Annotated in this window: 18 protein-coding genes; 17 read left to right on the top strand and 1 reads right to left on the bottom strand. The window is 70.1% G+C overall.

The genetic code is table 11. The features are described 5' to 3' along the window. Positions 1-26: 26 nt before the first annotated feature. From ACYVMZ_RS01135 to ACYVMZ_RS01080, 12 genes are all read left to right on the top strand, one after another. Entirely contained in the window at positions 27-1442 is a 1416-nt protein-coding gene (locus tag ACYVMZ_RS01135) for a UDP-N-acetylmuramoyl-tripeptide--D-alanyl-D-alanine ligase (RefSeq protein ID WP_461074436.1), read from the top strand. Further along, the gene (gene mraY / locus ACYVMZ_RS01130; RefSeq protein ID WP_461074434.1) at positions 1439-2512 is read left to right on the top strand and encodes a phospho-N-acetylmuramoyl-pentapeptide-transferase; all 1074 of its coding nucleotides are present in this window, start codon (positions 1439-1441) and stop codon (positions 2510-2512) included. Before ACYVMZ_RS01135 ends, mraY begins: the two co-directional genes overlap by 4 nt. After that, positions 2494-3930 (top strand): UDP-N-acetylmuramoyl-L-alanine--D-glutamate ligase, encoded by a 1437-nt coding sequence (gene murD / locus ACYVMZ_RS01125; protein ID WP_461074432.1) that lies wholly within the window; start codon positions 2494-2496, stop codon positions 3928-3930. Before mraY ends, murD begins: the two co-directional genes overlap by 19 nt. 92 nt (positions 3931-4022) lie before the next feature. After that, positions 4023-5387 carry a putative lipid II flippase FtsW gene (ftsW, locus tag ACYVMZ_RS01120; protein WP_461074430.1) on the top strand — a complete coding sequence of 455 codons (1365 nt, stop codon included), beginning with the start codon at positions 4023-4025 and terminating at the stop codon, positions 5385-5387. Between the two features lie 6 nt (positions 5388-5393). Then, positions 5394-6491: an undecaprenyldiphospho-muramoylpentapeptide beta-N-acetylglucosaminyltransferase gene (murG, locus tag ACYVMZ_RS01115; RefSeq protein WP_461074428.1), complete on the top strand. Its 1098-nt coding sequence runs from the start codon at positions 5394-5396 to the stop codon at positions 6489-6491. A 26-nt stretch (positions 6492-6517) separates the two neighbouring features. Continuing rightward, positions 6518-7312 carry a cell division protein FtsQ/DivIB gene (locus ACYVMZ_RS01110; RefSeq protein WP_461074426.1) on the top strand — a complete coding sequence of 265 codons (795 nt, stop codon included), beginning with the start codon at positions 6518-6520 and terminating at the stop codon, positions 7310-7312. A 288-nt stretch (positions 7313-7600) separates the two neighbouring features. Continuing rightward, the gene (ftsZ, locus tag ACYVMZ_RS01105) at positions 7601-8794 is read left to right on the top strand and encodes a cell division protein FtsZ (RefSeq protein ID WP_461074424.1); all 1194 of its coding nucleotides are present in this window, start codon (positions 7601-7603) and stop codon (positions 8792-8794) included. A 10-nt stretch (positions 8795-8804) separates the two neighbouring features. Beyond that, positions 8805-9536, top strand: a complete 732-nt coding sequence (pgeF, locus tag ACYVMZ_RS01100; RefSeq protein WP_461074422.1) for a peptidoglycan editing factor PgeF — start codon at positions 8805-8807, stop codon at positions 9534-9536. Between the two features lie 6 nt (positions 9537-9542). Further along, positions 9543-10262 carry a YggS family pyridoxal phosphate-dependent enzyme gene (locus ACYVMZ_RS01095; protein ID WP_461074420.1) on the top strand — a complete coding sequence of 240 codons (720 nt, stop codon included), beginning with the start codon at positions 9543-9545 and terminating at the stop codon, positions 10260-10262. Between the two features lie 129 nt (positions 10263-10391). Further along, entirely contained in the window at positions 10392-11033 is a 642-nt protein-coding gene (locus ACYVMZ_RS01090; protein WP_461074418.1) for a cell division protein SepF, read from the top strand. Between the two features lie 60 nt (positions 11034-11093). Further along, positions 11094-11378: a YggT family protein gene (locus tag ACYVMZ_RS01085; RefSeq protein WP_115908676.1), complete on the top strand. Its 285-nt coding sequence runs from the start codon at positions 11094-11096 to the stop codon at positions 11376-11378. 53 nt (positions 11379-11431) lie between these two features. Beyond that, on the top strand, positions 11432-12547 hold the full coding sequence (locus tag ACYVMZ_RS01080; RefSeq protein ID WP_461074415.1) for a DivIVA domain-containing protein: 1116 nt from the start codon (positions 11432-11434) through the stop codon (positions 12545-12547). 230 nt (positions 12548-12777) lie between these two features. On the opposite strand, the gene ileS is transcribed toward ACYVMZ_RS01080, so the two are convergent. After that, on the bottom strand, positions 12778-15918 hold the full coding sequence (gene ileS / locus ACYVMZ_RS01075) for an isoleucine--tRNA ligase (protein WP_461074413.1): 3141 nt from the start codon (positions 15916-15918) through the stop codon (positions 12778-12780). 635 nt (positions 15919-16553) lie between these two features. On the opposite strand from ileS, the gene ACYVMZ_RS01070 reads away from it, so the two are divergent. From ACYVMZ_RS01070 to ACYVMZ_RS01050, 5 genes are all read left to right on the top strand, one after another. After that, positions 16554-18488, top strand: a complete 1935-nt coding sequence (locus tag ACYVMZ_RS01070) for a TraR/DksA family transcriptional regulator (RefSeq protein WP_461074411.1) — start codon at positions 16554-16556, stop codon at positions 18486-18488. 89 nt (positions 18489-18577) lie between these two features. Beyond that, positions 18578-19276 carry a signal peptidase II gene (lspA, locus tag ACYVMZ_RS01065; protein ID WP_461074409.1) on the top strand — a complete coding sequence of 233 codons (699 nt, stop codon included), beginning with the start codon at positions 18578-18580 and terminating at the stop codon, positions 19274-19276. A 63-nt stretch (positions 19277-19339) separates the two neighbouring features. Next, a complete protein-coding gene (locus tag ACYVMZ_RS01060) occupies positions 19340-20284 on the top strand; it encodes an RluA family pseudouridine synthase (protein ID WP_461074407.1) in 945 nt (314 codons plus the stop codon). Beyond that, the gene (locus tag ACYVMZ_RS01055; RefSeq protein ID WP_461074405.1) at positions 20281-20763 is read left to right on the top strand and encodes a GNAT family N-acetyltransferase; all 483 of its coding nucleotides are present in this window, start codon (positions 20281-20283) and stop codon (positions 20761-20763) included. Before ACYVMZ_RS01060 ends, ACYVMZ_RS01055 begins: the two co-directional genes overlap by 4 nt. A gap of 112 nt (positions 20764-20875) precedes the next feature. Beyond that, positions 20876-22462 carry a Na+/H+ antiporter gene (locus ACYVMZ_RS01050; protein WP_461074403.1) on the top strand — a complete coding sequence of 529 codons (1587 nt, stop codon included), beginning with the start codon at positions 20876-20878 and terminating at the stop codon, positions 22460-22462. Positions 22463-22534 lie beyond the last annotated feature (72 nt).

The following is a 22534-nucleotide window of genomic DNA, read 5'->3' as shown; positions in this document are numbered from 1 at the left end:
ATCCAGAAGACCCAGGGGATGAACTTGTGATCGCCCTCTCCCTCGCCGAGATCGCAGCAGTCGTCGGCGGGCAGACGCACGACATACCGGATCCGTCCGTCCAGGTCACCGGCCCGGTCGTCCGGGACTCCCGAGAGGTGGTGCCCGGCAGCCTGTTCGCCGCCTTCGTCGGCGAGCGCGTGGACGGCCACGACTTCGCACCGGCCGTGGTGGACGCGGGCGCGGTCGCCGTGCTCGGCTCGCGCCCCGTCGGCGTGCCCGCGATCGTCGTCGAGGACGTCCAGACGGCCCTCGGCGCCCTCGCCCGGCACGTCGTACAGCGCCTCGGCGCCACCCTCGTGGCCCTCACCGGCTCGGCGGGCAAGACCAGCACCAAGGACCTCATCGCCCAGGTGCTCCAGCGCAAGGCGCCGACGGTGTTCACGCCCGGCTCGCTCAACAACGAGATCGGGCTGCCGCTCACCGCGCTCAGCGCCACCGAGGAAACCCGCTTCCTCGTCCTGGAGATGGGCGCCCGCGGCATCGGCCACATCCGGTACCTCACCGGCCTGACGCCCCCGAAGATCGGCCTCGTGCTCAACGTCGGCTCCGCCCACATCGGCGAGTTCGGCGGCCGCGAGCAGATCGCCCAGGCCAAGGGCGAACTCGTCGAGGCACTGCCCTCAGCGGACGAGGGCGGTGCCGCGATCCTCAACGCGGACGACCCGTTGGTACGGGCCATGGCCTCCCGTACGAAGGCGAAGGTGATCCTTTTCGGAGAGTCCGACGAAGCGGACGTTCGCGCCGAGAACGTGCGACTCACGGACAGCGGACAGCCCTCCTTCAGGCTTCACACACCCTCCGGTGCAAGCGATGTGACCATGCGCCTGTACGGTGAGCACCACGTGTCGAACGCGCTCGCCGCGGCCGCCGTCGCCCACGAGCTGGGCATGTCCGCAGACGAGATCGCCGTCGCGCTCTCCGAGGCGGGCTCCCTCTCCCGCTGGCGGATGGAGGTCACCGAGCGCCCGGACGGCGTGACGGTCGTCAACGACGCCTACAACGCGAACCCCGAGTCCATGAAGGCCGCTCTGCGCGCGCTCGCGGCCATCGGCAAGGGGCGCCGTACGTGGGCGGTGCTCGGCAAGATGGCCGAGCTCGGGGACGAGGCTCTCGCCGAGCACGACGCGGTCGGACGGCTCGCCGTCCGGCTCAACGTCAGCAAGCTCGTCGCGGTCGGCGGCAGGGAAGCCGCCTGGCTGCAACTGGGCGCATATAACGAGGGTTCGTGGGGTGAGGAGTCGGTGCACGTGTCCGACGCACAGGCGGCGATCGACCTGCTGCGCAGCGAGTTGCGCCCGGGAGACGTCGTACTCGTGAAGGCGTCCCGGTCGGTCGGGCTCGAGAAGGTGGCCGAGGCGCTGCTCGAGACCGGTGCCGAGGGTGAGGTTGCCGCCCGATGATGAAGCAGATCCTGTTCGCAGGAGTCATTGGCCTCTTCCTGACACTGATCGGCACCCCGCTGCTGATCAAGCTCCTCGCCCGCAAGGGCTACGGCCAGTACATCCGCGACGACGGCCCGCGCGAGCACCACAGCAAGCGCGGTACGCCGACCATGGGCGGTATCGCCTTCATCCTGGCGACGATCGCCGCGTACTTCCTGTCCAAGGTGATCACCGGCTACACCCCGACGTACTCGGGTCTGCTGGTGCTCGGCCTGATGGCGGGCATGGGCCTGGTCGGCTTCCTCGACGACTACATCAAGATCGTCAAGCGGCGGTCGCTGGGTCTGCGGGCCAAGGCGAAGATGGCCGGCCAGCTGATCGTCGGCATCGCCTTCGCGGTGCTCTCGCTGCAGTTCTCCGACGCGCGCGGCAACACCCCGGCGTCCACGAAGCTGTCGTTCATCACCGACTTCGGCTGGACGATCGGCCCGGTGCTGTTCGTCGTCTGGGCGCTGTTCATGATCCTCGCGATGTCGAACGGCGTGAACCTCACCGACGGTCTGGACGGCCTGGCCACCGGTGCCTCCGTCCTCGTCTTCGGCGCCTACACCTTCATCGGCGTCTGGCAGTTCCAGGAGTCCTGCGCCAACGCGCAGGACCTGACCAACCCCAACGCCTGCTACGAGGTGCGCGACCCGCTCGACCTCGCCGTCGTCTCCGCCGCCCTGATGGGCGCCTGCCTCGGCTTCCTGTGGTGGAACACCTCGCCGGCCAAGATCTTCATGGGCGACACCGGTTCGCTCGCGCTCGGCGGTGTGCTCGCGGGCCTGGCGATCTGCTCCCGCACCGAGCTGCTGCTCGCCATCCTCGGCGGTCTGTTCGTCCTGATCACCATGTCGGTGGTCATCCAGGTCGGCTCCTTCCGCCTGACCGGGAAGCGCGTCTTCCGGATGGCGCCACTCCAGCACCACTTCGAACTCAAGGGCTGGTCCGAAGTCCTTGTGGTGGTCCGCTTCTGGATCATCCAGGGTATTTGTGTGATTGTCGGACTGGGCCTCTTCTATGCGGGATGGGCAGCGGACAAGTGACCTCCTCCTCGGTGCCTTCGGAGTTCCAGGGCAAGCACGTCACCGTCGCCGGGCTCGGCGTCTCCGGCGTCCCGGCGGCCAAGGTGCTGCACGGCCTCGGCGCGATCGTCACGGTCGTCAACGACGGCGACGACGAGCGCGCCCGGGCCCAGGCAGCCGAACTTCAGGCCCTGGGCGTCACCGTCCGCCTCGGCGACGGCGACACCCTGCCCGAGGGCACCGAGCTGATCGTCACCGCCCCCGGCTGGAAGCCCGACAAGCCCCTGTTCGCGGCGGCCGAGAAGGCGGGCGTCCCGGTCTGGGGCGACGTCGAGCTGGCCTGGCGGCTGCGGGGGCCGGACGCGCCCCCCTGGCTCGCCGTCACCGGCACCAACGGCAAGACGACGACCGTGCAGATGCTGGCCTCCATCCTGACGGCGGCCGGCCTGCGCACCGCGGCCGTCGGCAACATCGGCGTCTCCCTGCTGGACACGGTCCTCGGCGACGAGCAGTACGACGTCCTGGCCGTGGAGCTGTCCAGCTACCAGCTGCACTGGGCGCCCTCCCTGCGCGCCCACTCGGCCGCCGTGCTGAACCTCGCCCCCGACCACCTCGACTGGCACGGCTCCATGGAGGCGTACGCGCGCGACAAGGGCCGCATCTACGAGGGCAACCGCGTCGCCTGCGTCTACAACGTCGCCGACAAGGCCACCGAGGACCTGGTGCGCGAGGCCGACGTCGAGGAGGGCTGCCGGGCCATCGGCTTCACCCTCGGCACGCCCGCGCCGTCCCAACTCGGCGTCGTCGAGGGAATCCTGGTCGACCGCGCCTTCGTCGAGAACCGGCAGAAGAACGCCCAGGAGCTCGCCGAGGTCTCCGACGTCAATCCGCCGGCCCCGCACAACATCGCCAACGCCCTCGCGGCGGCGGCGCTCGCGCGCGCGTACGGGGTGCCCGCCGCCGCCGTACGCGACGGGCTGCGTGCCTTCCGGCCGGACGCCCACCGCATCGCGCACGTGGCCGACGTGGCCGGGGTCGCGTACGTCGACGACTCCAAGGCCACCAACACGCACGCGGCGGAAGCCTCGTTGGCGGCGTACGACTCGATCGTGTGGATCGCGGGCGGCCTCGCGAAGGGCGCCACCTTCGACGAGCTGGTCGCCAAGTCGGCAAAGCGACTTCGCGGCGCCGTCCTCATCGGCGCCGACCGTGCCCTGATCCGCGAAGCCCTCGCGCGACACGCCCCCGAAGTACCCGTCGTCGACCTCGACCGGACCGACACTGGGGCGATGCTCCAGGCCGTCCAGGAGGCGAAGCGGCTCGCACAGCCCGGCGACACGGTGCTGCTGGCCCCAGCCTGCGCCTCGATGGACATGTTCGCCAACTACAACAAGCGCGGTGACGCGTTCGCGGAAGCGGTTCGCGAACTCGAAGCCTGACCCGGCCGCCTGCGCCGGGCGACCTTGGGAGGGACGCGTGGGACCGGTGAGGCCGATGTGCCCGGTGCGGCCGTCGTACGGGGGAGGCCGCGATGCCCGGTAGCCGCACCGGAGGTGCGCCCGCGCAGCGGTCCGTACGCGGGCCCGCGGCGCCCCGGCCGCCGCGCGAGAACCCCGTCCTGAACCTGTACACGCGCGTGCGCCGGGCCTGGGACCGGCCGCTGACCGCGTACTACGTGATCCTCGGCGGCAGCCTGCTGCTCACCGTGCTGGGCCTGGTGATGGTCTACTCGGCCTCCCAGATCAAGGCCCTGCAGATGTCGCTGCCGGGGTCGTACTTCTTCCGCAAGCAGCTGTTCGCCGCCGTGATCGGCGCCGCGCTGCTGTACGCGGCCTCCCGGATGCCGGTGAGGCTGCACCGGGCGCTGGCCTACCCGATCCTCGCGGGCGCGGTCTTCCTGATGGCCCTGGTGCAGGTGCCGGGGATAGGGATGGCGGTCAACGGCAACCAGAACTGGATCGCCCTCGGCGGCTCCTTCCAGATCCAGCCCAGCGAGTTCGGCAAGCTCGCCCTCGTGCTGTGGGGCGCCGACCTGCTCGCCCGCAAGCAGGACAAGAGGCTGCTGGCCCAGTGGAAGCACATGCTGGTGCCGCTGGTACCGGCCGCCTTCATGCTGCTCGGGCTGATCATGCTCGGCGGCGACATGGGTACGGCGATCATCCTCACCGCGATCCTGTTCGGCCTGCTGTGGCTGGCGGGCGCGCCCACCCGGCTGTTCATCGGCGTGCTGGCGGTCGCCGCCGTGATCGGCGCGATCCTCATCACGTCCAGCTCGAACCGCATGGCACGGCTGCAGTGCCTCGGCGCCACCGAACCCCAGTCCGGAACGGTCGACTGCTGGCAGGCCGTGCACGGTATCTACGCCCTCGCCTCCGGCGGAATCTTCGGTTCCGGCCTCGGTGCGAGTGTGGAAAAATGGGGCCAACTCCCGGAAGCGCACACGGACTTCATCTTCGCCGTCACCGGTGAGGAACTGGGCCTGGCGGGGACGCTGTCGGTACTCGCCCTCTTCGCGGCTCTAGGCTATGCGGGTATCCGCGTGGCCGGACGCACGGAGGACCCCTTCGTGAGGTATGCCGCGGGAGGCGTGACCACCTGGATCACGGCCCAGGCCGTGATCAACATCGGTGCGGTGCTCGGTCTGCTGCCGATCGCCGGCGTCCCCCTCCCGCTGTTCTCCTACGGGGGATCCGCCCTGCTGCCGACCATGTTCGCCATCGGGCTGCTGATCGCCTTCGCGCGCGACGAGCCCGCTGCGCGGGCGGCGCTTGCGATGCGGCAACCCCGCTTTGGTAGAAAGCGGGGGGCCAGGGGTTCCGCGTTCAATCGCAGTCCCCGGAGAAGGAACACGATGCGACGGCGCGCCTCGGCGGCGCGCTCGTCCGGAGAGCGGTGAATTTCGGTGCATGTCGTACTCGCCGGCGGAGGAACCGCGGGCCACATCGAGCCCGCGCTCGCCCTCGCGGACGCCCTGCGCAGGCAGGATCCGACCGTGGGCATCACGGCCCTGGGCACGGAGCGCGGCCTTGAGACACGTCTCGTACCCGAGCGTGGGTACGAGCTCGCGCTGATCCCCGCCGTACCCCTGCCACGCAAGCCCACCCCCGAGCTGATCACCGTCCCGGGCCGGCTGCGCGGCACGATCAAGGCGACCGAGCAGATCCTGGAGCGCACCAAGGCGGACGTCGTGGTCGGCTTCGGCGGCTACGTGGCCCTGCCCGGCTACCTCGCGGCCAAGCGGCTCGGCGTGCCGATCGTCATCCACGAGGCCAACGCCCGCCCGGGCCTGGCCAACAAGATCGGCTCGCGCTACGCCGCCCAGGTCGCCGTCTCCACCCCCGACAGCAAGCTGCGGGGCGCCCGCTACATCGGCATCCCGCTGCGCCGCTCCATCGCCACCCTGGACCGGGCAGCCGTACGCCCCGAGGCCCGTGCCGCGTTCGGGCTCGACCCGAACCTGCCCACGCTGCTGGTCTCCGGCGGCTCGCAGGGCGCGCGCCGCCTCAACGAGGTCGTCCAGGCTGTCGCCCCCTACCTCCAGCAGGCCGGGATCCAGATCCTGCACGCGGTCGGCCCGAAGAACGAACTGCCGCAGGTCCACCAGATGCCGGGAATGCCCCCTTACATCCCGGTAAGTTACTTGGACCGGATGGACCTCGCGTACGCCGCGGCCGACATGATGCTCTGCCGCGCGGGCGCCATGACCGTCGCCGAACTCTCCGCCGTCGGCCTGCCGGCCGCCTACGTCCCGCTGCCCATCGGCAACGGCGAGCAGCGGCTGAACGCCCAGCCGGTGGTCAAGGCCGGCGGCGGTCTGCTGGTCGACGACGCGGACCTGACCCCGGAGTGGGTGCAGCAGAACGTCCTGCCCGTGCTCGCCGACCCGCACCGGCTGTACGAGATGTCCCGCGCCGCCGCCGAGTTCGGCCGCCGGGACGCCGACGACCTGCTCGTCGGCATGGTGTACGAGGCGATCGCCGCCAGCCGTGCACACCGCTAGGCCCGTATGACGGAAGGCAGGGGAGCGTGGCCGGATCGACCACCGCCGAGCGCGGTGAACGCCAGCAGGGGTCGTCCGGCCCGCGGCCCATCCGGCGGTTGAGGCGGACCCACCTTCGTGTGATCGTCATCCTGGCCCTCGCCCTGGTGTTCCTCGGAACCCCGACGCTCTGGCTGCTGTACGGCTCGAGCTGGCTGCGCGTGGAGACCGTGTCCGTATCGGGGACACGGGTCCTGACACCGGATCAGGTGCGCCAGGCCGCCGACGTTCCCCTCGGGGAGCCGCTGATTTCCGTCGACACCGATGCGATCGAGACGCGACTGCGCCGGAAATTGCCCCGAATTGACGCGGTTGACGTGGCCCGTTCCTGGCCCCATGGAATCGGGCTGAAAGTGACTGAGCGGACTCCGGTTCTGATTGTGCAAAAGGGCGGAAAGTTCGTCGAAGTGGACGATGAGGGTGTCCGCTTCGCCACGGTTTCTGAGGCTCCGAAAGGAGTTCCCGCACTGGAAATGGCGGTGTCCCGGTCCAGCTCCGCCGCCGCGAGCCTGCGCCGCTTCGGCGAGGGCCGTCTGGTGCGGGAGGCGGTGCGGGTCGCCCGGGCCGTTCCGGCCGCGGTCGCCCGCGAGACACGGACCGTCAAGGTGCGTTCGTACGACGACATCTCGCTGGAGTTGAGCGACGGCCGCACCGTCGGCTGGGGCAGCGGAGAGAAGGGCGCCGCGAAGGCGCGTACGCTCACCGCCCTGATGAAAGCGGCGCCGGACGCGCGGCACTTCGACGTCAGCGTTCCCACCGCGCCTGCGTCATCAGGGAGTTGACGCACATCCGCGCAGGCCAGCACCCTGGTTGGGCATCGCTACGCCTGATCACATAGGGTGAAAAGAAAAACGGGAGGTTCGGCGTGTTCGTTGAACGTGCGCCACTTGTCGACTTAGTGTCCTGTTCAGAAGACTCCAGGGAACAGACACACTGGTAACCCTAAACTTCAGGGTTAGGGTTCGGGTCGGCGATACGGACCGTCCCATTCGGCATCAGTCGTCGGAGCGCGGGGCGCAGCGCGCCACGGTGATTCGGCGACACGTAACTCGAGGCGAGAGGCCTTCGACGTGGCAGCACCGCAGAACTACCTCGCAGTCATCAAAGTCATCGGTGTCGGCGGCGGTGGTGTCAATGCCATCAACCGGATGATCGAGGTCGGTCTCAAGGGCGTCGAGTTCATCGCCATCAACACCGACGCGCAAGCTCTGTTGATGAGCGACGCCGACGTCAAGCTGGACGTCGGCCGTGAACTCACCCGCGGACTCGGCGCCGGAGCCAACCCGGCCGTCGGCCGCAAGGCCGCCGAGGACCACCGCGAGGAGATCGAGGAGGTCCTCAAGGGGGCCGACATGGTCTTCGTGACAGCCGGTGAAGGCGGCGGCACCGGCACCGGCGGCGCGCCCGTCGTGGCCAACATCGCACGCTCGCTCGGCGCCCTCACCATCGGCGTGGTGACGCGCCCGTTCACCTTCGAGGGACGGCGCCGCGCCAACCAGGCCGAGGACGGCATCGCCGAGCTCCGCGAAGAGGTCGACACCCTCATCGTCATCCCGAACGACCGGCTGCTGTCCATCTCGGACCGCCAGGTCAGCGTGCTCGACGCGTTCAAGTCCGCCGACCAGGTGCTGCTCTCCGGTGTTCAGGGCATCACCGACCTCATCACCACCCCCGGCCTCATCAACCTCGACTTCGCCGACGTCAAGTCGGTCATGTCCGAGGCGGGTTCGGCCCTCATGGGCATCGGCTCGGCCCGCGGCGACGACCGCGCGGTGGCCGCGGCCGAGATGGCGATCTCCTCGCCGCTGCTGGAGGCCTCCATCGACGGCGCCCGCGGCGTGCTGCTCTCCATCTCCGGCGGCTCCGACCTCGGCCTGTTCGAGATCAACGAGGCCGCCCAGCTGGTGAGCGAGGCCGCCCACCCCGAGGCCAACATCATCTTCGGCGCGGTGATCGACGACGCCCTCGGCGACGAGGTCCGGGTCACCGTGATCGCGGCCGGCTTCGACGGAGGCCAGCCGCCGGCCCGCCGGGAGAACGTCATCGGCTCGACCTCCGCCAAGCGCGAGGAGCCGGCCCCGGTCCGGCCGACCGAGTCCCGCCCGTCCTTCGGCTCGCTCGGCAGCGTGACCCCGAAGGAGGAGCCGGAGCCCGCGCCGGAGCCGGTGAAGGACATCCCGGTCGCCCCGCCGGTCACGCCGGCCCCGCGGACGTACTCGGACAGCGCGGCCGAGGAACTGGACGTCCCGGACTTCCTTAAGTGATGCTCCTGACGTGATAGGACAGCGCGAGAACGTGAGCGGCGCGCACTTCGCCTTCACCGACCGGTGGGGCGGGGTGAGCGCCGCTCCGTATGAGGAGCTCAACCTCGGCGGGGCGGTCGGCGACGACCCCGACGCCGTACGCACCAACCGGGAACTGGCCGCCAAGTCGCTCGGCGTCGACCCGGACCGGGTGGTCTGGATGAACCAGGTGCACGGGGCGGACGTGGCGGTGGTCGACGGCCCCTGGGGATCTTCCTCGGAGATCCCGTCGGTCGACGCGATCGTCACCGCCCGGCGTGGGCTCGCCCTCGCCGTCCTCACCGCCGACTGCGTGCCGGTGCTGCTCGCCGACCCGGTCGCCGGGATCGTCGCCGCGGCCCACGCGGGCCGGCCCGGCATGATCGCCGGAGTCGTCCCGGCCGCACTACGCGCGATGACGGACCTGGGCGCCGAGCCCTCCCGGATCGTCGCCCGCACTGGACCGGCCGTGTGCGGCCGGTGCTACGAGGTGCCGGAGGCGATGCGCGCCGAGGTCTCAGCCGGTGAGCCGGCGGCGTACGCCGAGACGAGTTGGGGCACGCCGGCCGTCGATGTGAGCGCCGGTGTGCACGCGCAGCTCGACCGGCTCGGGGTGCGCGACCGGGCGCAGTCGCCGGTGTGCACGCTGCAGTCGACCGATCACTTCTCGTACCGCCGCGACCGCACCACCGGGCGGCTCGCGGGATATGTCTGGCTGGACTGATAGGGCATGACGGACCGTAAGGCAGAACTCGCCGGAAATCTGGCGAAGGTGGAGCAGCGCATCACCGCCGCCTGTGACGCCGCCGGGCGCAAGCGCGAGGAGGTGACCCTGATCGTGGTCACCAAGACCTACCCCGCGAGCGATGTGCGGATCCTGTCGGAACTCGGTGTGCGTCATGTCGCCGAGAACCGCGACCAGGACGCGGCTCCGAAGGCGGCCGCATGCTCGGATCTGCCCCTTACATGGCATTTTGTCGGTCAACTCCAGACCAACAAAGTGCGATCGGTGGTCGGTTACGCGGATCTCGTGCAGTCCGTCGATCGTTCCAAGCTCGTCACCGCCCTGTCGAAGGAGGCCGTCCGGGCCGGGCGCGAGATCGGGTGTCTCATCCAGGTCGCGTTCGACGCCGGGGTGAGCGGACGAGGGGAGCGGGGCGGCGTGGCCCCCGAAGGAATCGAAGAGTTGGCCGACCTCGTCGCCGAGGCGCCGGGGCTGCGGCTCGGTGGACTGATGACCGTCGCGCCGCTCACCGGGAAGTACGCAGGACGCGAACAGGCGGCGTTCGAGCGGTTGGTGGATTTGTCGACCGACCTGCGCCGGAACCATCCGGCTGCGAACATGGTCTCGGCAGGAATGAGTGCGGACCTCGAACAGGCCGTGGCAGCCGGAGCGACACATGTGCGCGTCGGCAGCGCGGTACTCGGAGTACGCCCCAGGCTCGGGTAACGTCGCCAGGAAGTCGGACCACAGCAGAAAATATGGTCATTGCCGCCGAAAGGCGGACTTAAGGACCTCGTGGATCGCGGGCACTTGGCGGTCGTCAGCCGATCCACCACAGAGCGGAGGACTCAGAGCATGGCCGGCGCGATGCGCAAGATGGCGGTCTACCTCGGCCTCGTGGAGGACGATGGGTACGACGGCCGCGGATTCGACCCCGACGACGACTTCGAACCAGAAATGGACCCGGAGCCCGAACGGGACCACCGACGGCATGAGCCGTCCCATCAGTCGCATGTCTCACATCAGTCCCAAAGGGACGAAGAGGTACGAGTCGTGCAGCCGCCCGCGCCCCGCGAACCGGTCGCCCGTTCCGCTTCGCTACCCGCGGAATCCGGCCGCCCGGCGCGCATCGCGCCCGTGGCATCCATCACACAAGAACGCGCAAACCTGGAGAAGAACGCACCGGTGATCATGCCCAAGGTCGTGTCGGAACGAGAGCCTTACCGGATCACCACACTTCACCCGCGGACCTACAACGAGGCCCGTACCATCGGGGAACACTTCCGTGAAGGCACCCCGGTGATCATGAATCTGACTGAGATGGATGACACAGACGCGAAGCGACTTGTCGACTTTGCGGCCGGTTTGGTGTTTGGTCTTCACGGCAGTATCGAGCGGGTGACGCAGAAGGTGTTCCTGTTGTCGCCTGCTAACGTCGATGTCACGGCGGAGGACAAGGCCCGCATCGCAGAGGGCGGGTTCTTCAACCAGAGCTGAGACGCAACACCGGAAACAGAAGTACACAGCAGGGCACTGGGGAGAGGGAAGCACAAGGTCATGAGCGTGGTTCTTGATGTCATCTACATCGCGCTGATGTGCTTCCTCATCGTGCTCATCTTCCGGTTGGTCATGGACTATGTCTTCCAGTTCGCCCGCTCGTGGCAACCCGGCAAGGCGATGGTGGTCGTTCTGGAGGCCACCTACACTGTCACCGATCCACCGCTCAAGCTTCTGCGGCGGGTCATCCCGCCGCTGCGTCTCGGGGGCGTGGCGCTCGACCTGTCCTTCTTCGTACTGATGATCATCGTCTACATCCTGATCTCGATCGTGAGCCGGCTGTGAGCGATGTGAACTACGGTCTTGCCGAATGCCGACGACTACGTTGAGGTGAAGAGATGCCGTTGACCCCCGAGGACGTGCGGAACAAGCAGTTCACGACCGTCCGCCTCCGAGAAGGCTATGACGAGGACGAGGTCGATGCCTTCCTCGACGAGGTCGAAGCCGAACTGACCCGCCTGCTCCGTGAGAACGAGGACCTGCGCGCCAAGCTGGCCGCCGCCACTCGCGCCGCCGCGCAGAACCAGCAGAACATGCGCAAGCCTCCGGAGCAGCAGGACCAGCAGCACCCTCAGCAGCAGGGCATGCGCGGTCCTGGCGCCCCCGTTCCCGCCGGCATATCGGGCCCGCCGCAGCAGCAGATGGGTGGCCCCATGGGTGGTCCGCCCCAGCTGCCGAGCGGTGCGCCGCAGCTGCCCGCCGGCCCCGGCGGTCAGGGGGGCCCGCAGGGTCCCGGCGGTCCGATGGGGCAGGGTCCCGGTCCGATGGGCCAGGGTCCGATGCAGGGGCAGATGGGCCCCGGTGGTCCGATGGGCGGTCCCATGGGCGGTCCCGGTCCGATGGGGCAGGGCCCCGGTGGCGACAGCGCCGCCCGTGTTCTGTCGCTGGCGCAGCAGACCGCCGACCAGGCGATCGCGGAGGCCCGTTCCGAGGCCAACAAGATCGTCGGCGAGGCGCGTTCGCGTGCCGAGGGCCTCGAGCGTGACGCCCGTGCCAAGGCGGACGCCCTGGAGCGGGACGCGCAGGAGAAGCACCGCGTCGCGATGGGCTCCCTGGAGTCCGCCCGCGCCACGCTGGAGCGCAAGGTCGAGGACCTGCGCGGCTTCGAGCGCGAGTACCGCACACGGCTGAAGTCCTACCTGGAGTCGCAGCTGCGTCAGCTGGAGACCCAGGCGGACGACTCGCTCGCCCCGCCGCGCACCCCGGCCACGGCGTCTCTCCCGCCGTCCCCGGCGCCCTCCATGGCCCCGGCCGGCGCGAGCGCCCCGTCGTACGGCGGCAACCAGACCATGGGCGGCAACCCGTCGCAGTCCGGTCCGTCCTACGGCGGTCAGCAGCAGATGTCTCCCGCGATGACCCAGCCCATGGCGCCGGTGCGCCCGCAGGGGCCGTCGCCGATGGGGCAGGCTCCCTCTCCGATGCGGGGGTTCCTCATCGACGAGGACGACAACTGACGGCCTGATGGGCATGGGTACGGCGTAGACGTCGGCAGCGTTCAGGGCGAGGCCCCGGGAATCAGAACCCGGGGCCTCGCCCCTTTGCTACGCGCGTTCGTGACGCCCTCGGGCGGTTGTTCGAGGCCGCGAGGCAGGTGTTCGTGCGGACGCAACGCCGAAGGCCCGGTCCTGCCAAGATCTTTGGCGGGAGCGGGCCTTCGGTGTGCACCGGGCCTTCGGTGTGTGGGCTACGCCTTGCGCAGGCGGAACGTCAGGGACAGGCCCTCGTCGGTGAAGGGCTCGCCGTACGTGTCGTCCGCCTCGCCCTGGGCGAAGTCCGTGGCCAGGACCTCGTCGGCGATCAGGCCCGCGTGCTCGGTCAGGGCCGCGACCGTCGCCGGGTCCGTGGCGGTCCAGCGCAGGGTGATGCGGTCGGCCACGTCCAACCCGCTGTTCTTACGGGCCTCCTGGATCAGGCGGATCGCGTCACGGGCGAGGCCCGCCCGGCGGAGCTCCTCCGTGATCTCCAGGTCGAGCGCCACCGTCGCGCCCGCGTCGGAGGCCACCGACCAGCCCTCACGCGGGGTCTCCGTGATGATCACCTCGTCCGGTGCCAGCGTGATCGTCTCGCCGTCGACCTCCACCGACGCCGTGCCCTCGCGCAGGGCCAGGGACAGCGCGGCGGCGTCCGTGTTCGCGATGGCCTTGGCCACGTCCTGGACCCGCTTGCCGAACCGCTTGCCCAGGGCGCGGAAGTTGGCTTTGGCGGTGGTGTCCACCAGGGAACCGCCCACCTCGCTCAGCGACGCCAGGGACTCGACGTTCAGTTCCTCCGTGATCTGCGTGTGCAGCTCGGGGTGCAGGGCCTCGAAGCCCGTCGCCGCGATCAGCGCGCGCCTCAGCGGCTGGCGCGTCTTGACGCCCGACTCCGCGCGCGTGGCACGGCCCAGCTCCACGAGGCGGCGGACCAGGACCATCTGCTTCGACAGCTCCGGGTCGATGGCGGTCAGGTCCGCCTCCGGCCAGGAGGCAAGGTGCACCGACTCCGGTGCGCCCGGGGTGACCGGCACGATCAGGTCCTGCCAGACCCGCTCGGTGATGAACGGGGTGATCGGCGCCATCAGCTTCGTGACCGTCTCCAGCACCTCGTGCAGGGTGCGCAGCGCGGCCTTGTCGCCCTGCCAGAAGCGGCGCCGGGACCGGCGTACGTACCAGTTGCTCAGGTCGTCGACGAAGGCGGACAGCAGCTTGCCGGCGCGCTGGGTGTCGTACGCCTCCAGGGACTGGGTCACCTGGTCGGTCAGCGCGTGCAGTTCGGACAGCAGCCAGCGGTCCAGGAGGGGGCGGTCGGCCGGAGCCGGGTCGGCCTCGCTCGGCGCCCAGCCCGACGTACGGGCGTACAGGGCCTGGAAGGCGACCGTGTTCCAGTAGGTGAGCAGGGTCTTGCGCACCACCTCCTGGATCGTGGTGTGGCCGACGCGGCGGGCCGCCCACGGGGAGCCGCCGGCCGCCATGAACCAGCGGACCGCGTCGGCGCCGTGCTGGTCCATGAGCGGGATCGGCTGGAGGATGTTGCCCAGGTGCTTGGACATCTTCCGGCCGTCCTCGGCCAGGATGTGACCGAGGCAGACCACGTTCTCGTACGACGACTTGTCGAAGACGAGTGTGCCGACCGCCATCAGCGTGTAGAACCAGCCGCGGGTCTGGTCGATGGCCTCGCTGATGAACTGCGCGGGGTAGCGGGACTCGAACAGCTCCTTGTTCTTGTACGGGTAGCCCCACTGTGCGAACGGCATCGAGCCCGAGTCGTACCAGGCGTCGATGACCTCCGGCACGCGCGTGGCCGTCTTCTGGCACTGGGGGCAGGCGAAGGTGACCTCATCGATGTACGGGCGGTGCGGGTCGAGGCCCGACTGGTCGGTGCCGGTGAGCTCGGTGAGCTCGGTGAGGGAGCCGACGCACGTGAGGTGGTCGTCCTCGCAGCGCCAGATCGGCAGCGGCGTGCCCCAGTAGCGGTTGCGGGACAGCGCCCAGTCGATGTTGTTGTTCAGCCAGTCGCCGTACCGGCCGTGCTTGACCGTCTCGGGGAACCAGTTGGTCTTCTCGTTCTCCTCGATGAGGCGGTCCTTGATGGCCGTCGTGCGGATGTACCAGGACGGCTGCGCGTAGTAGAGGAGCGCGGTGTGGCAGCGCCAGCAGTGCGGGTAGCTGTGCTCGTACGGGATGTGCTTGAAGAGCAGACCGCGCTGCTGGAGGTCCTCGGTGAGATTTTCGTCCGCCTTCTTGAAGAAGACGCCGCCGACGAGGGGGACGTCCTCCTCGAAGGTGCCGTCCGGGCGGACCGGGTTCACCACCGGCAGACCGTAGGCGCGGCAGACCTTCAGGTCGTCCTCACCGAAGGCGGGGGACTGGTGGACCAGACCCGTACCGTCCTCGGTCGTGACGTACCCGGCGTTGACGACGAAGTGCGTGCCGCCCTCGGTCTCCGGGAACTCCACGAGTTCGAACGGACGTTGGTACGTCCAGCGCTCCATCTCGGCGCCGGTGAAGGTCCGGCCGGTGGTCTCCCAGCCCTCGCCGAGCGCCTTGGCGACCAGCGGCTCGGCGACGACCAGCTGCTCCTCGCCGTTCGTCGCGACGACGTAGGCGACCTCGGGGTGCGCGGCGACGGCGGTGTTGGACACCAGGGTCCACGGGGTCGTCGTCCACACCAGGAGGGCGGCCTGGCCGGCGAGCGGACCGGAGGTGAGCGGGAAACGGACGTACACGGACGGGTCGACGACCGTCTCGTAGCCCTGCGCCAGCTCGTGGTCCGACAGGCCGGTGCCGCAGCGCGGGCACCAGGGGGCGACGCGGTGGTCCTGGACCAACAGGTCCTTCTTGAAGATCTCCTTCAGCGACCACCAGACCGACTCGATGTACTCGGGCTCCATGGTCACGTACGCCTCGTCGAGGTCGACCCAGTAGCCCATGCGGGTCGTCAGCTCGGAGAAGGCGTCGGTGTGGCGGAGCACGGACTCGCGGCACTTGGCGTTGAACTCGGCGATGCCGTACGCCTCGATGTCCTTCTTGCCGGAGAAGCCGAGCTCCTTCTCGACCGCGAGCTCCACGGGCAGGCCGTGGCAGTCCCAGCCGGCCTTGCGGGCCACGTGGTAGCCGCGCATGGTGCGGAAGCGGGGGAAGACGTCCTTGAAGACGCGCGCCTCGATGTGGTGGGCGCCCGGCATGCCGTTGGCCGTGGGCGGGCCCTCGTAGAACACCCACTCGGGGCGGCCCTCGGACTGCTCGAGGCTCTTGGCAAAGATCTTCTGCTCGCGCCAGAAGTCGAGCACCGCGTGCTCGAGCGCGGGCAGGTCGACCTGGGCGGGCACCTGGCGGTACTGCGTCATCGATCTTCCTCCGGCGGACGTGTTGCCTTCCGTCGGAGGGACGAGAGCTACGTCATTCTCTACGCCGCCTTCGGCGCGCTCCCGCGGTACCACCCTCCTTGGCCCTCCGGTGCCTGGTGCGCACCGGTGAGCCCCCTCATTGGGGTCGCGATGCCGGTTCTACTCGCCTGTGCCTTGCGGCCGGGGCTTTCTTCCGGCGGCTCCGGGGTGATCTTCACGTCGCGCTCGCCCCCGGGCTCACACCGTCCCCGGGTCGCTCTGGGCTGCGTACGTCGCTACTCGTCCCCATCCACGCTTTTCGCTCCGCCCAGTGTACGGCGCGGCGCGGACAGCGGCCGACCGGTTTTCGGGGGGCTGGGGGCGAGGGTGCGGTGTGGTGTTTCCGGTACCGGGGGTGGGAGGTGGTGTATGGCGTGACATGCCCCGAATGGCGCGGTACGCGTGTTCGGATCCTGGGACGTCCGGCTCGGCGGATTACCTGGCGGGGAGCTGGGCACAACGGATGCATGCTGGCCGCGCGACGTGCGCGAGGCGGGCGAATCGGGCGGTGTGCCCCGTTGCCGCGGGCCTCGAGTCGATTTATCGTCCCAGCACGATTCGCGAGCAAGATCACAATATGTGAAGGGGCCGCGGCCATGGTGGCGAAGAAGACCGCCGTACAGCAGTCGGCGTCCGGCAGGTCCGGGAGCGCCAAGGCCTCCGGCGGTGCGGGGGCCTCCGGCGGTGCGAAAGCCTCCGGCGGTGCGGCCAAGGGCGTGGGTGGGAAGAAGGGGACGCAGGGGGGTGCGGTTTCGCGGGCCGCGGGGGCCGTGGGGGCGGCGGTGAAGACGGTGCGGGGTGCTGCTGCGACCTCGAAGGGGGCCAAGGGGGCCGGGGAGGGGGCGGCGGCTGGGGGGAGCGGTACCACGAGTACGAGGGCGGCCGGCAGGACGACCGTGGCCAAGAAGGCGGTGGTCAAGAAGGCTGTGGCCAAGAAGGCGGTGGTCAAGAAGGCAGCGGTCAGGCAGGGCGGCGCCAGCGCCGGGGGAACCGCAGCCCAGAGGGCGTCGGCCGAGAAGCCGGCGGGCAGTGGAGCGGCGGCCAAGGAGGGCCGGGCCAGAAAGACGTCGGCTGGGAAAGCGACGGGCGCCAGGGCGTCGGGCGCCAGGCCGGCGGGAAAGCAGGCGGTAGCCAAGGAGGCCGAGGCCGCGGGGGCGGCTGTCGGCAGCACGGCGGCCAAGAAGGCGGCGGGGGAGGAGGCGGCGGCCGAGAAGGCGGCGGCTACGGAGGCGGCGGCCAGGAAGGCCGCGGACGGACGAGCGGCGGCCGAGACAGCGGCGGCTGCCAAGGCGACCGGCGAGCAGGCGACAGCCGTGAAGGTGGTGGCTGAGGAGGCGGCGACCGCCAAGAAGGCGACCGCCAAGCCGACGACCGCCACGGAGGCGGCAGCGGGGAAGGCGGCGCGCAAGAAGAAGACGGCCGCCAAGACGTCGGCCGCCAAGACGACGGCGTCTCCCAAAACGGCGACCGCCACGAAGGCCGTGGCTGCCAAGGCGGCGGCCAAGAAGGGGAGCGCCGGGAAAGCGGTGGCTACGGAGGTGGCGGCCAAGAAGGGGACCGCCAAGCCGACGACCGCCACGGAGGCGGCCACCACGGAGGCGGTCACCGAGAAGCCGGTCACCGAGAAGCCGGTCACCGAGAAGCCGGCCACCAAGAAGGCGGTTACCGAGAAGGCGGCCACCACGAAGGCGGTCACCAAGAAGCCGGTCACCAAGAAGCCGGTCACGAAGAAGGCGGCCACCAAGGGCGCGGTCACCAAGGACGCGGTCACCAAGAAGGCGGCCACCGACATGGCAGCCTCCAAGAAGGCAGCCGCCAAGAAAGCCGCCGCAAGGAAGGCGGTCTCAAGTGTGTCGGCCGCCCAAGGGGTGGTCGGGGAAGTGGCGGAGGAGGCCGCCGCGGTTGAGGGTGGTGTCCGGGAGGGCGCCGGGAAGAAGAGCGCGGTCGGGAAGAGCACCACCAGGACCAGCGCGGTCACAGAGGACACGGCCGAGAGCAGTTCGGCCAAGAAGGCGGGCGCGGCCGGGGCCGCGCCGCAGACGGGAGCGACGACGGTGGTTGCGAAGAAGACTCCTGGCACGGCCACGGCGGCGAAGACCGCCGTTCCGAAGGCACGGGTCGCCGCGGCGGAGCCGGGCGAGCTCGCGGTACGCCCGGGCGAGGACCCCTGGACCCCGGAAGAGGTCGAGGAGGCGCGTTCCGAGCTGCTGTCCGAGGAGGCACGGCTGCGTGAGGAGATCACGTCGTCGGAGCGGTCGCTCGCCGGCCTGATGCGGGACTCGGGGGACGGCGCGGGCGACGACCAGGCGGACACCGGCACCAAGAACATCACGCGTGAGCACGAGCTGGCGCTCGCCGCCAACGCGCGCGAGATGCTCACCCAGATCGAACGCGCCCTGGAACGCCTCGACGCCGGCACCTACGGCCTGTGCGAGAACTGCGGCAACCCCATCGGCAAGGCCCGCATGCAGGCCTTCCCGCGGGCCACCCTGTGCGTGGAGTGCAAGCAGAAGCAGGAGCGCCGGTACTGATCAGCCGCCGTAAGCCTCCTGAGCACGTACGCAGCACAGGGCGTGCCGTACCCTCGTCCTCAGTCAGGCACCTAGGTTGAGGGACTCACGTGGCAGAGGCGGAGCGCATCATCGGTACGCCGGACACCCCGGACGCGGCACGGGCCGAGCAGGAGCAGCCCCGCGAGAACGCGGCGTCGGGTGAGCGGTCCGACGCCGGGCAGGCACAGGCCCCGGTCGGCGGGTCCGGCGCCGATGAGGCGGCAGAGTCGGCTGAGTCCTCCCGCGCGGACGAGCCGGGCGGTGCTGCGCAGCGGCCCCGGGGCAAGCGCCGTATCGCCGTGCTGTTCGCCGTCGCCGCCTTCGCGTACGCGCTCGACCTGATCAGCAAGATGATCGTGGTCGAGAAGCTGGAGCACCATCCGCCCATCGAGGTCATCGGGGACTGGCTGAAGTTCGAGGCGATCCGCAACGCGGGCGCGGCCTTCGGTTTCGGCGAGGCCTTCACCGTGATCTTCACCGTGATCGCGGCGGCGGTGATCGTGGTGATCGTCCGGCTCGCCCGCAAGCTCTACAGCCTGCCCTGGGCGATCGCGCTCGGGCTGTTGCTGGGTGGTGCGCTCGGAAATCTGACCGACCGGATCTTCCGTTCGCCGGGTGTCTTCGAGGGCGCGGTCGTCGACTTCATCGCGCCCAAGTACTTCGCCGTCTTCAACCTGGCCGACTCGGCGATCGTGTGCGGCGGCATCCTGATCGTGCTGCTGTCGTTCAAGGGGCTCGATCCGGACGGGACCGTCCACAAGGACTGAGCCCCGAGGGCTGATCACAGGCTCTCGTACGGGGCTGTCGGACCCGTCCGGCATACTCGACGGGTGAGCACGATTCCCGAGATCCGTACCCTGCCCGTGCCCGACGGCCTGGAGGGCGAGCGCGTCGACGCCGCCATCTCCCGCATGTTCGGCTTCTCCCGGACGAAAGCGGCCGAGCTCGCCGCCGCGGGGAAGGTCACGGTCGACGGGTCGGTGGTCGGCAAGTCGGAGCGCGTGCACGGTGGCGCCTGGCTGGAGGTCGAGATGCCGCAGGCGCCCGCTCCGGTGCAGGTGGTCGCCGAGCCGGTCGAGGGCATGGAGATCGTGCACGACGACGAGGACGTGGTCGTGATCGTCAAGCCGGTCGGGGTGGCCGCGCATCCGTCGCCGGGCTGGACCGGCCCGACCGTGATCGGCGGGCTCGCCGCCGCCGGGTACCGGATCTCCACCTCCGGCGCCGCCGAGCGGCAGGGCATCGTGCACCGGCTCGACGTGGGCACGTCCGGGCTGATGGTGGTGGCCAAGTCGGAGTACGCGTACACGTCGCTGAAGCGGCAGTTCAAGGAGCGCACGGTCGACAAGCGCTACCACACGCTCGTCCAGGGCCACCCGGACCCGACCAGCGGCACCATCGACGCGCCCATCGGCCGACACCCGAACCATGACTACAAGTGGGCGGTCACCGCCGACGGCAAGCCCTCCGTCACGCACTACGACCTCATCGAGGCGTTCCGCGCGGCCTCCCTGCTCGACGTGAAGCTGGAGACCGGCCGCACCCACCAGATCCGTGTCCATATGGCCGCCCACCGGCATCCCTGCGTCGGCGACCTGACGTACGGCGCCGACCCGACGCTCGCCAAGCGCCTCGGCCTGACCCGCCAGTGGCTGCACGCCGTACGGCTCGGCTTCGGGCACCCCGGCAGCGGCGAGTGGGCGGAGTTCGCGTGCGACTACCCGGAGGACCTGCAGAAGGCCCTCGACCAGGTCCGGGAGGAGACGTACGCATGAGCCTGCCGCCGTCGTCCTCGTACGTCGTGCGTGTCGCCGAGGACCCCGCCGACCGTGAGGCGTGCTTCGCGGTGCGCAAGGAGGTCTTCGTCGGGGAGCAGGGGGTGCCCGAGGACATCGAGTACGACGCGTACGACGCCGGCGCCGTGCACGTGCTGGCGGTCCGGGAGGACGACGGGGCGGCGCTCGGGACCGGGCGGCTGCTGTTCGGGGAGGCGGCGGCCGCGCAGACCGGCGGCGACCGGTCCGTCGGGTCCCTCGGGCGGCTCGCCGTGACGAAGAACGCGCGGGGGCTCAGGGTCGGGGCCGCGCTGGTGCGGGCCATCGAGGACGCGGCACGCGCGCGTGGGCTCACGGCCGTGGACCTGCACGCGCAGACGCACGCGCTCGGGTTCTACGAGCGGCTCGGGTACCAGGCGTACGGGCCGGAGTACCTGGAGGCGGGCATTCCGCACCGGGCGATGCGGCGTTCGCTGTGACCCGCCGCGAAGGCGGCGAAGAGCGCTGAGGGTACCGGGACGGCTGTGAAAGAGGCGGCGTGGCAGGCTTGAGGTCTGTTCTGTGCACACCTGACCTCCCGGAGCGCTGACCGTGGATCAGTTGGCCCTGTTGTTCGTGCTGTTGCTCGGGGCCCTGGTGAGTGTCCCGGTGGGGGACCGGCTCGGGCTGCCGGCGCCGGTGCTGATGACGCTCCTCGGGATCGTTCTCGCGCTCCCCGACTTCGTACCGAACGTCGACATTCCGCCGGACCTGATCCTGCCGCTGCTGCTGCCGCCCCTGCTGTACGCGGCGGTGCGGCGCACCTCGTGGCGGCAGTTCGCGGCGAACAAGCGGCCGATCTTCCTGCTGGCCGTGGCGCTCGTGTTCGTCACCATGCTGTGCGTGGCCACCGTGGCCAACGCGATCGTGCCCGGGCTGCCGGTCGCGGCCGCCTTCGCGCTCGGCGCGCTGGTCGCGCCGCCCGACCCCGTCGCCGCGACCGCCGTCGCCGGGCAGCTGGGGCTGCCGCGCCGCCTGGTGTCGATCCTGGAGGGCGAAGGGCTGTTCAACGACGTGACGGCCATCGTCCTGTACCACGTGGCGATCGCCGCCGCGGTCAGCGGGACGTTCTCGCCCTGGCGGGCCGGGCTGGACCTGGTGCTGTCGGCCGTGGTGGCGGTGGTGGTCGGGCTCGCGCTGGGCTGGGGCGCCAACAAGCTGATGGACCTGCTCGGCGACGCGACCCTGCAGATCGGGCTGACCCTGCTGGTGCCGTACGCCTCCTACGTGCTGGCGGAGGAGCTGCACGGCTCGGGCGTGCTCGCGGTGCTCACCACCGCGCTGTTCCTCACCGACTACGCGACCGACGCCGACGACGTCATGACGCGGCTCGCCGGGCACACCTTCTGGGACATCGCCGACACCCTCATCACCGGTGTCGCGTTCGGGCTGATCGGGCTGGAACTGCACAACGCGATCCACACCGCGTCCGGCCGGTGGGGTGAGCTGCTCGGGTGGGCGGCGGCGATCGCGGGCGTGGTCGTTCTGGTACGGCTGCTGTGGCTGCTGCCGGCGACCTGGCTGACCCAGCGGCTGCACGCGCGGCGGGACCACGACGAGGACATCCCGATGAGCCGGCGCGAGACCGTGGTCATGTGGTGGGCCGGGATGCGGGGGGTGGCCTCGGTGGCGCTGGCGCTGGCGATCCCGCTGGAGACGGACGACGGGGGCGCCTTCCCCAGCCGGGACGAGATCATCTTCATCGCCTTCGGGGTGATCATGGCGACGCTGGTGGTGCAGGGGCTGACGTTGCCGTGGCTGGTTCGGCGGCTGGGGGTGCGGGCCGACACGGAGCGGGAGAAGGAGTTCGAGAAGCAGCTGGCGGTGCGGGCGGCCAAGGCGGCGAAGCGGCGGCTGAAGGAGATCGAGGCCGTGGAGGAGCTGCCGGAGGAGTTGTCCGAGCAGATGCTGCGGAGGGCCTTCGACATCGGGCTGCGGATCAGTCCCGACCTGGCGGACGAGGAGCGGCGGGAGGCGTCTCGGCAGCGGGCGCGGCGGTTGAAGCGGGTGCGGCGGATTCAGGGGGAGATGCTGAGCGCTGCCCGGCATGAGGTGCTGGCGGCGCGGAACGAGCCCGGGGCCGATCCTGAGGTGGTGGATCGGGTGTTGCGGCATCTTGATGTGCGTAGTTTGCGGTGAGTTTCGGCTTTCTCTTGGTGAGGGTTGCTCGCAGTTGGGTTTTCTCGCTGTGGGGTTTCCCGCCCGCGCGCC

This window comes from Streptomyces deserti (assembly GCF_054782695.1).
Note: the sequence above shows the minus strand (reverse complement) of the source record. Positions and strands in the feature narration are given on the sequence as shown.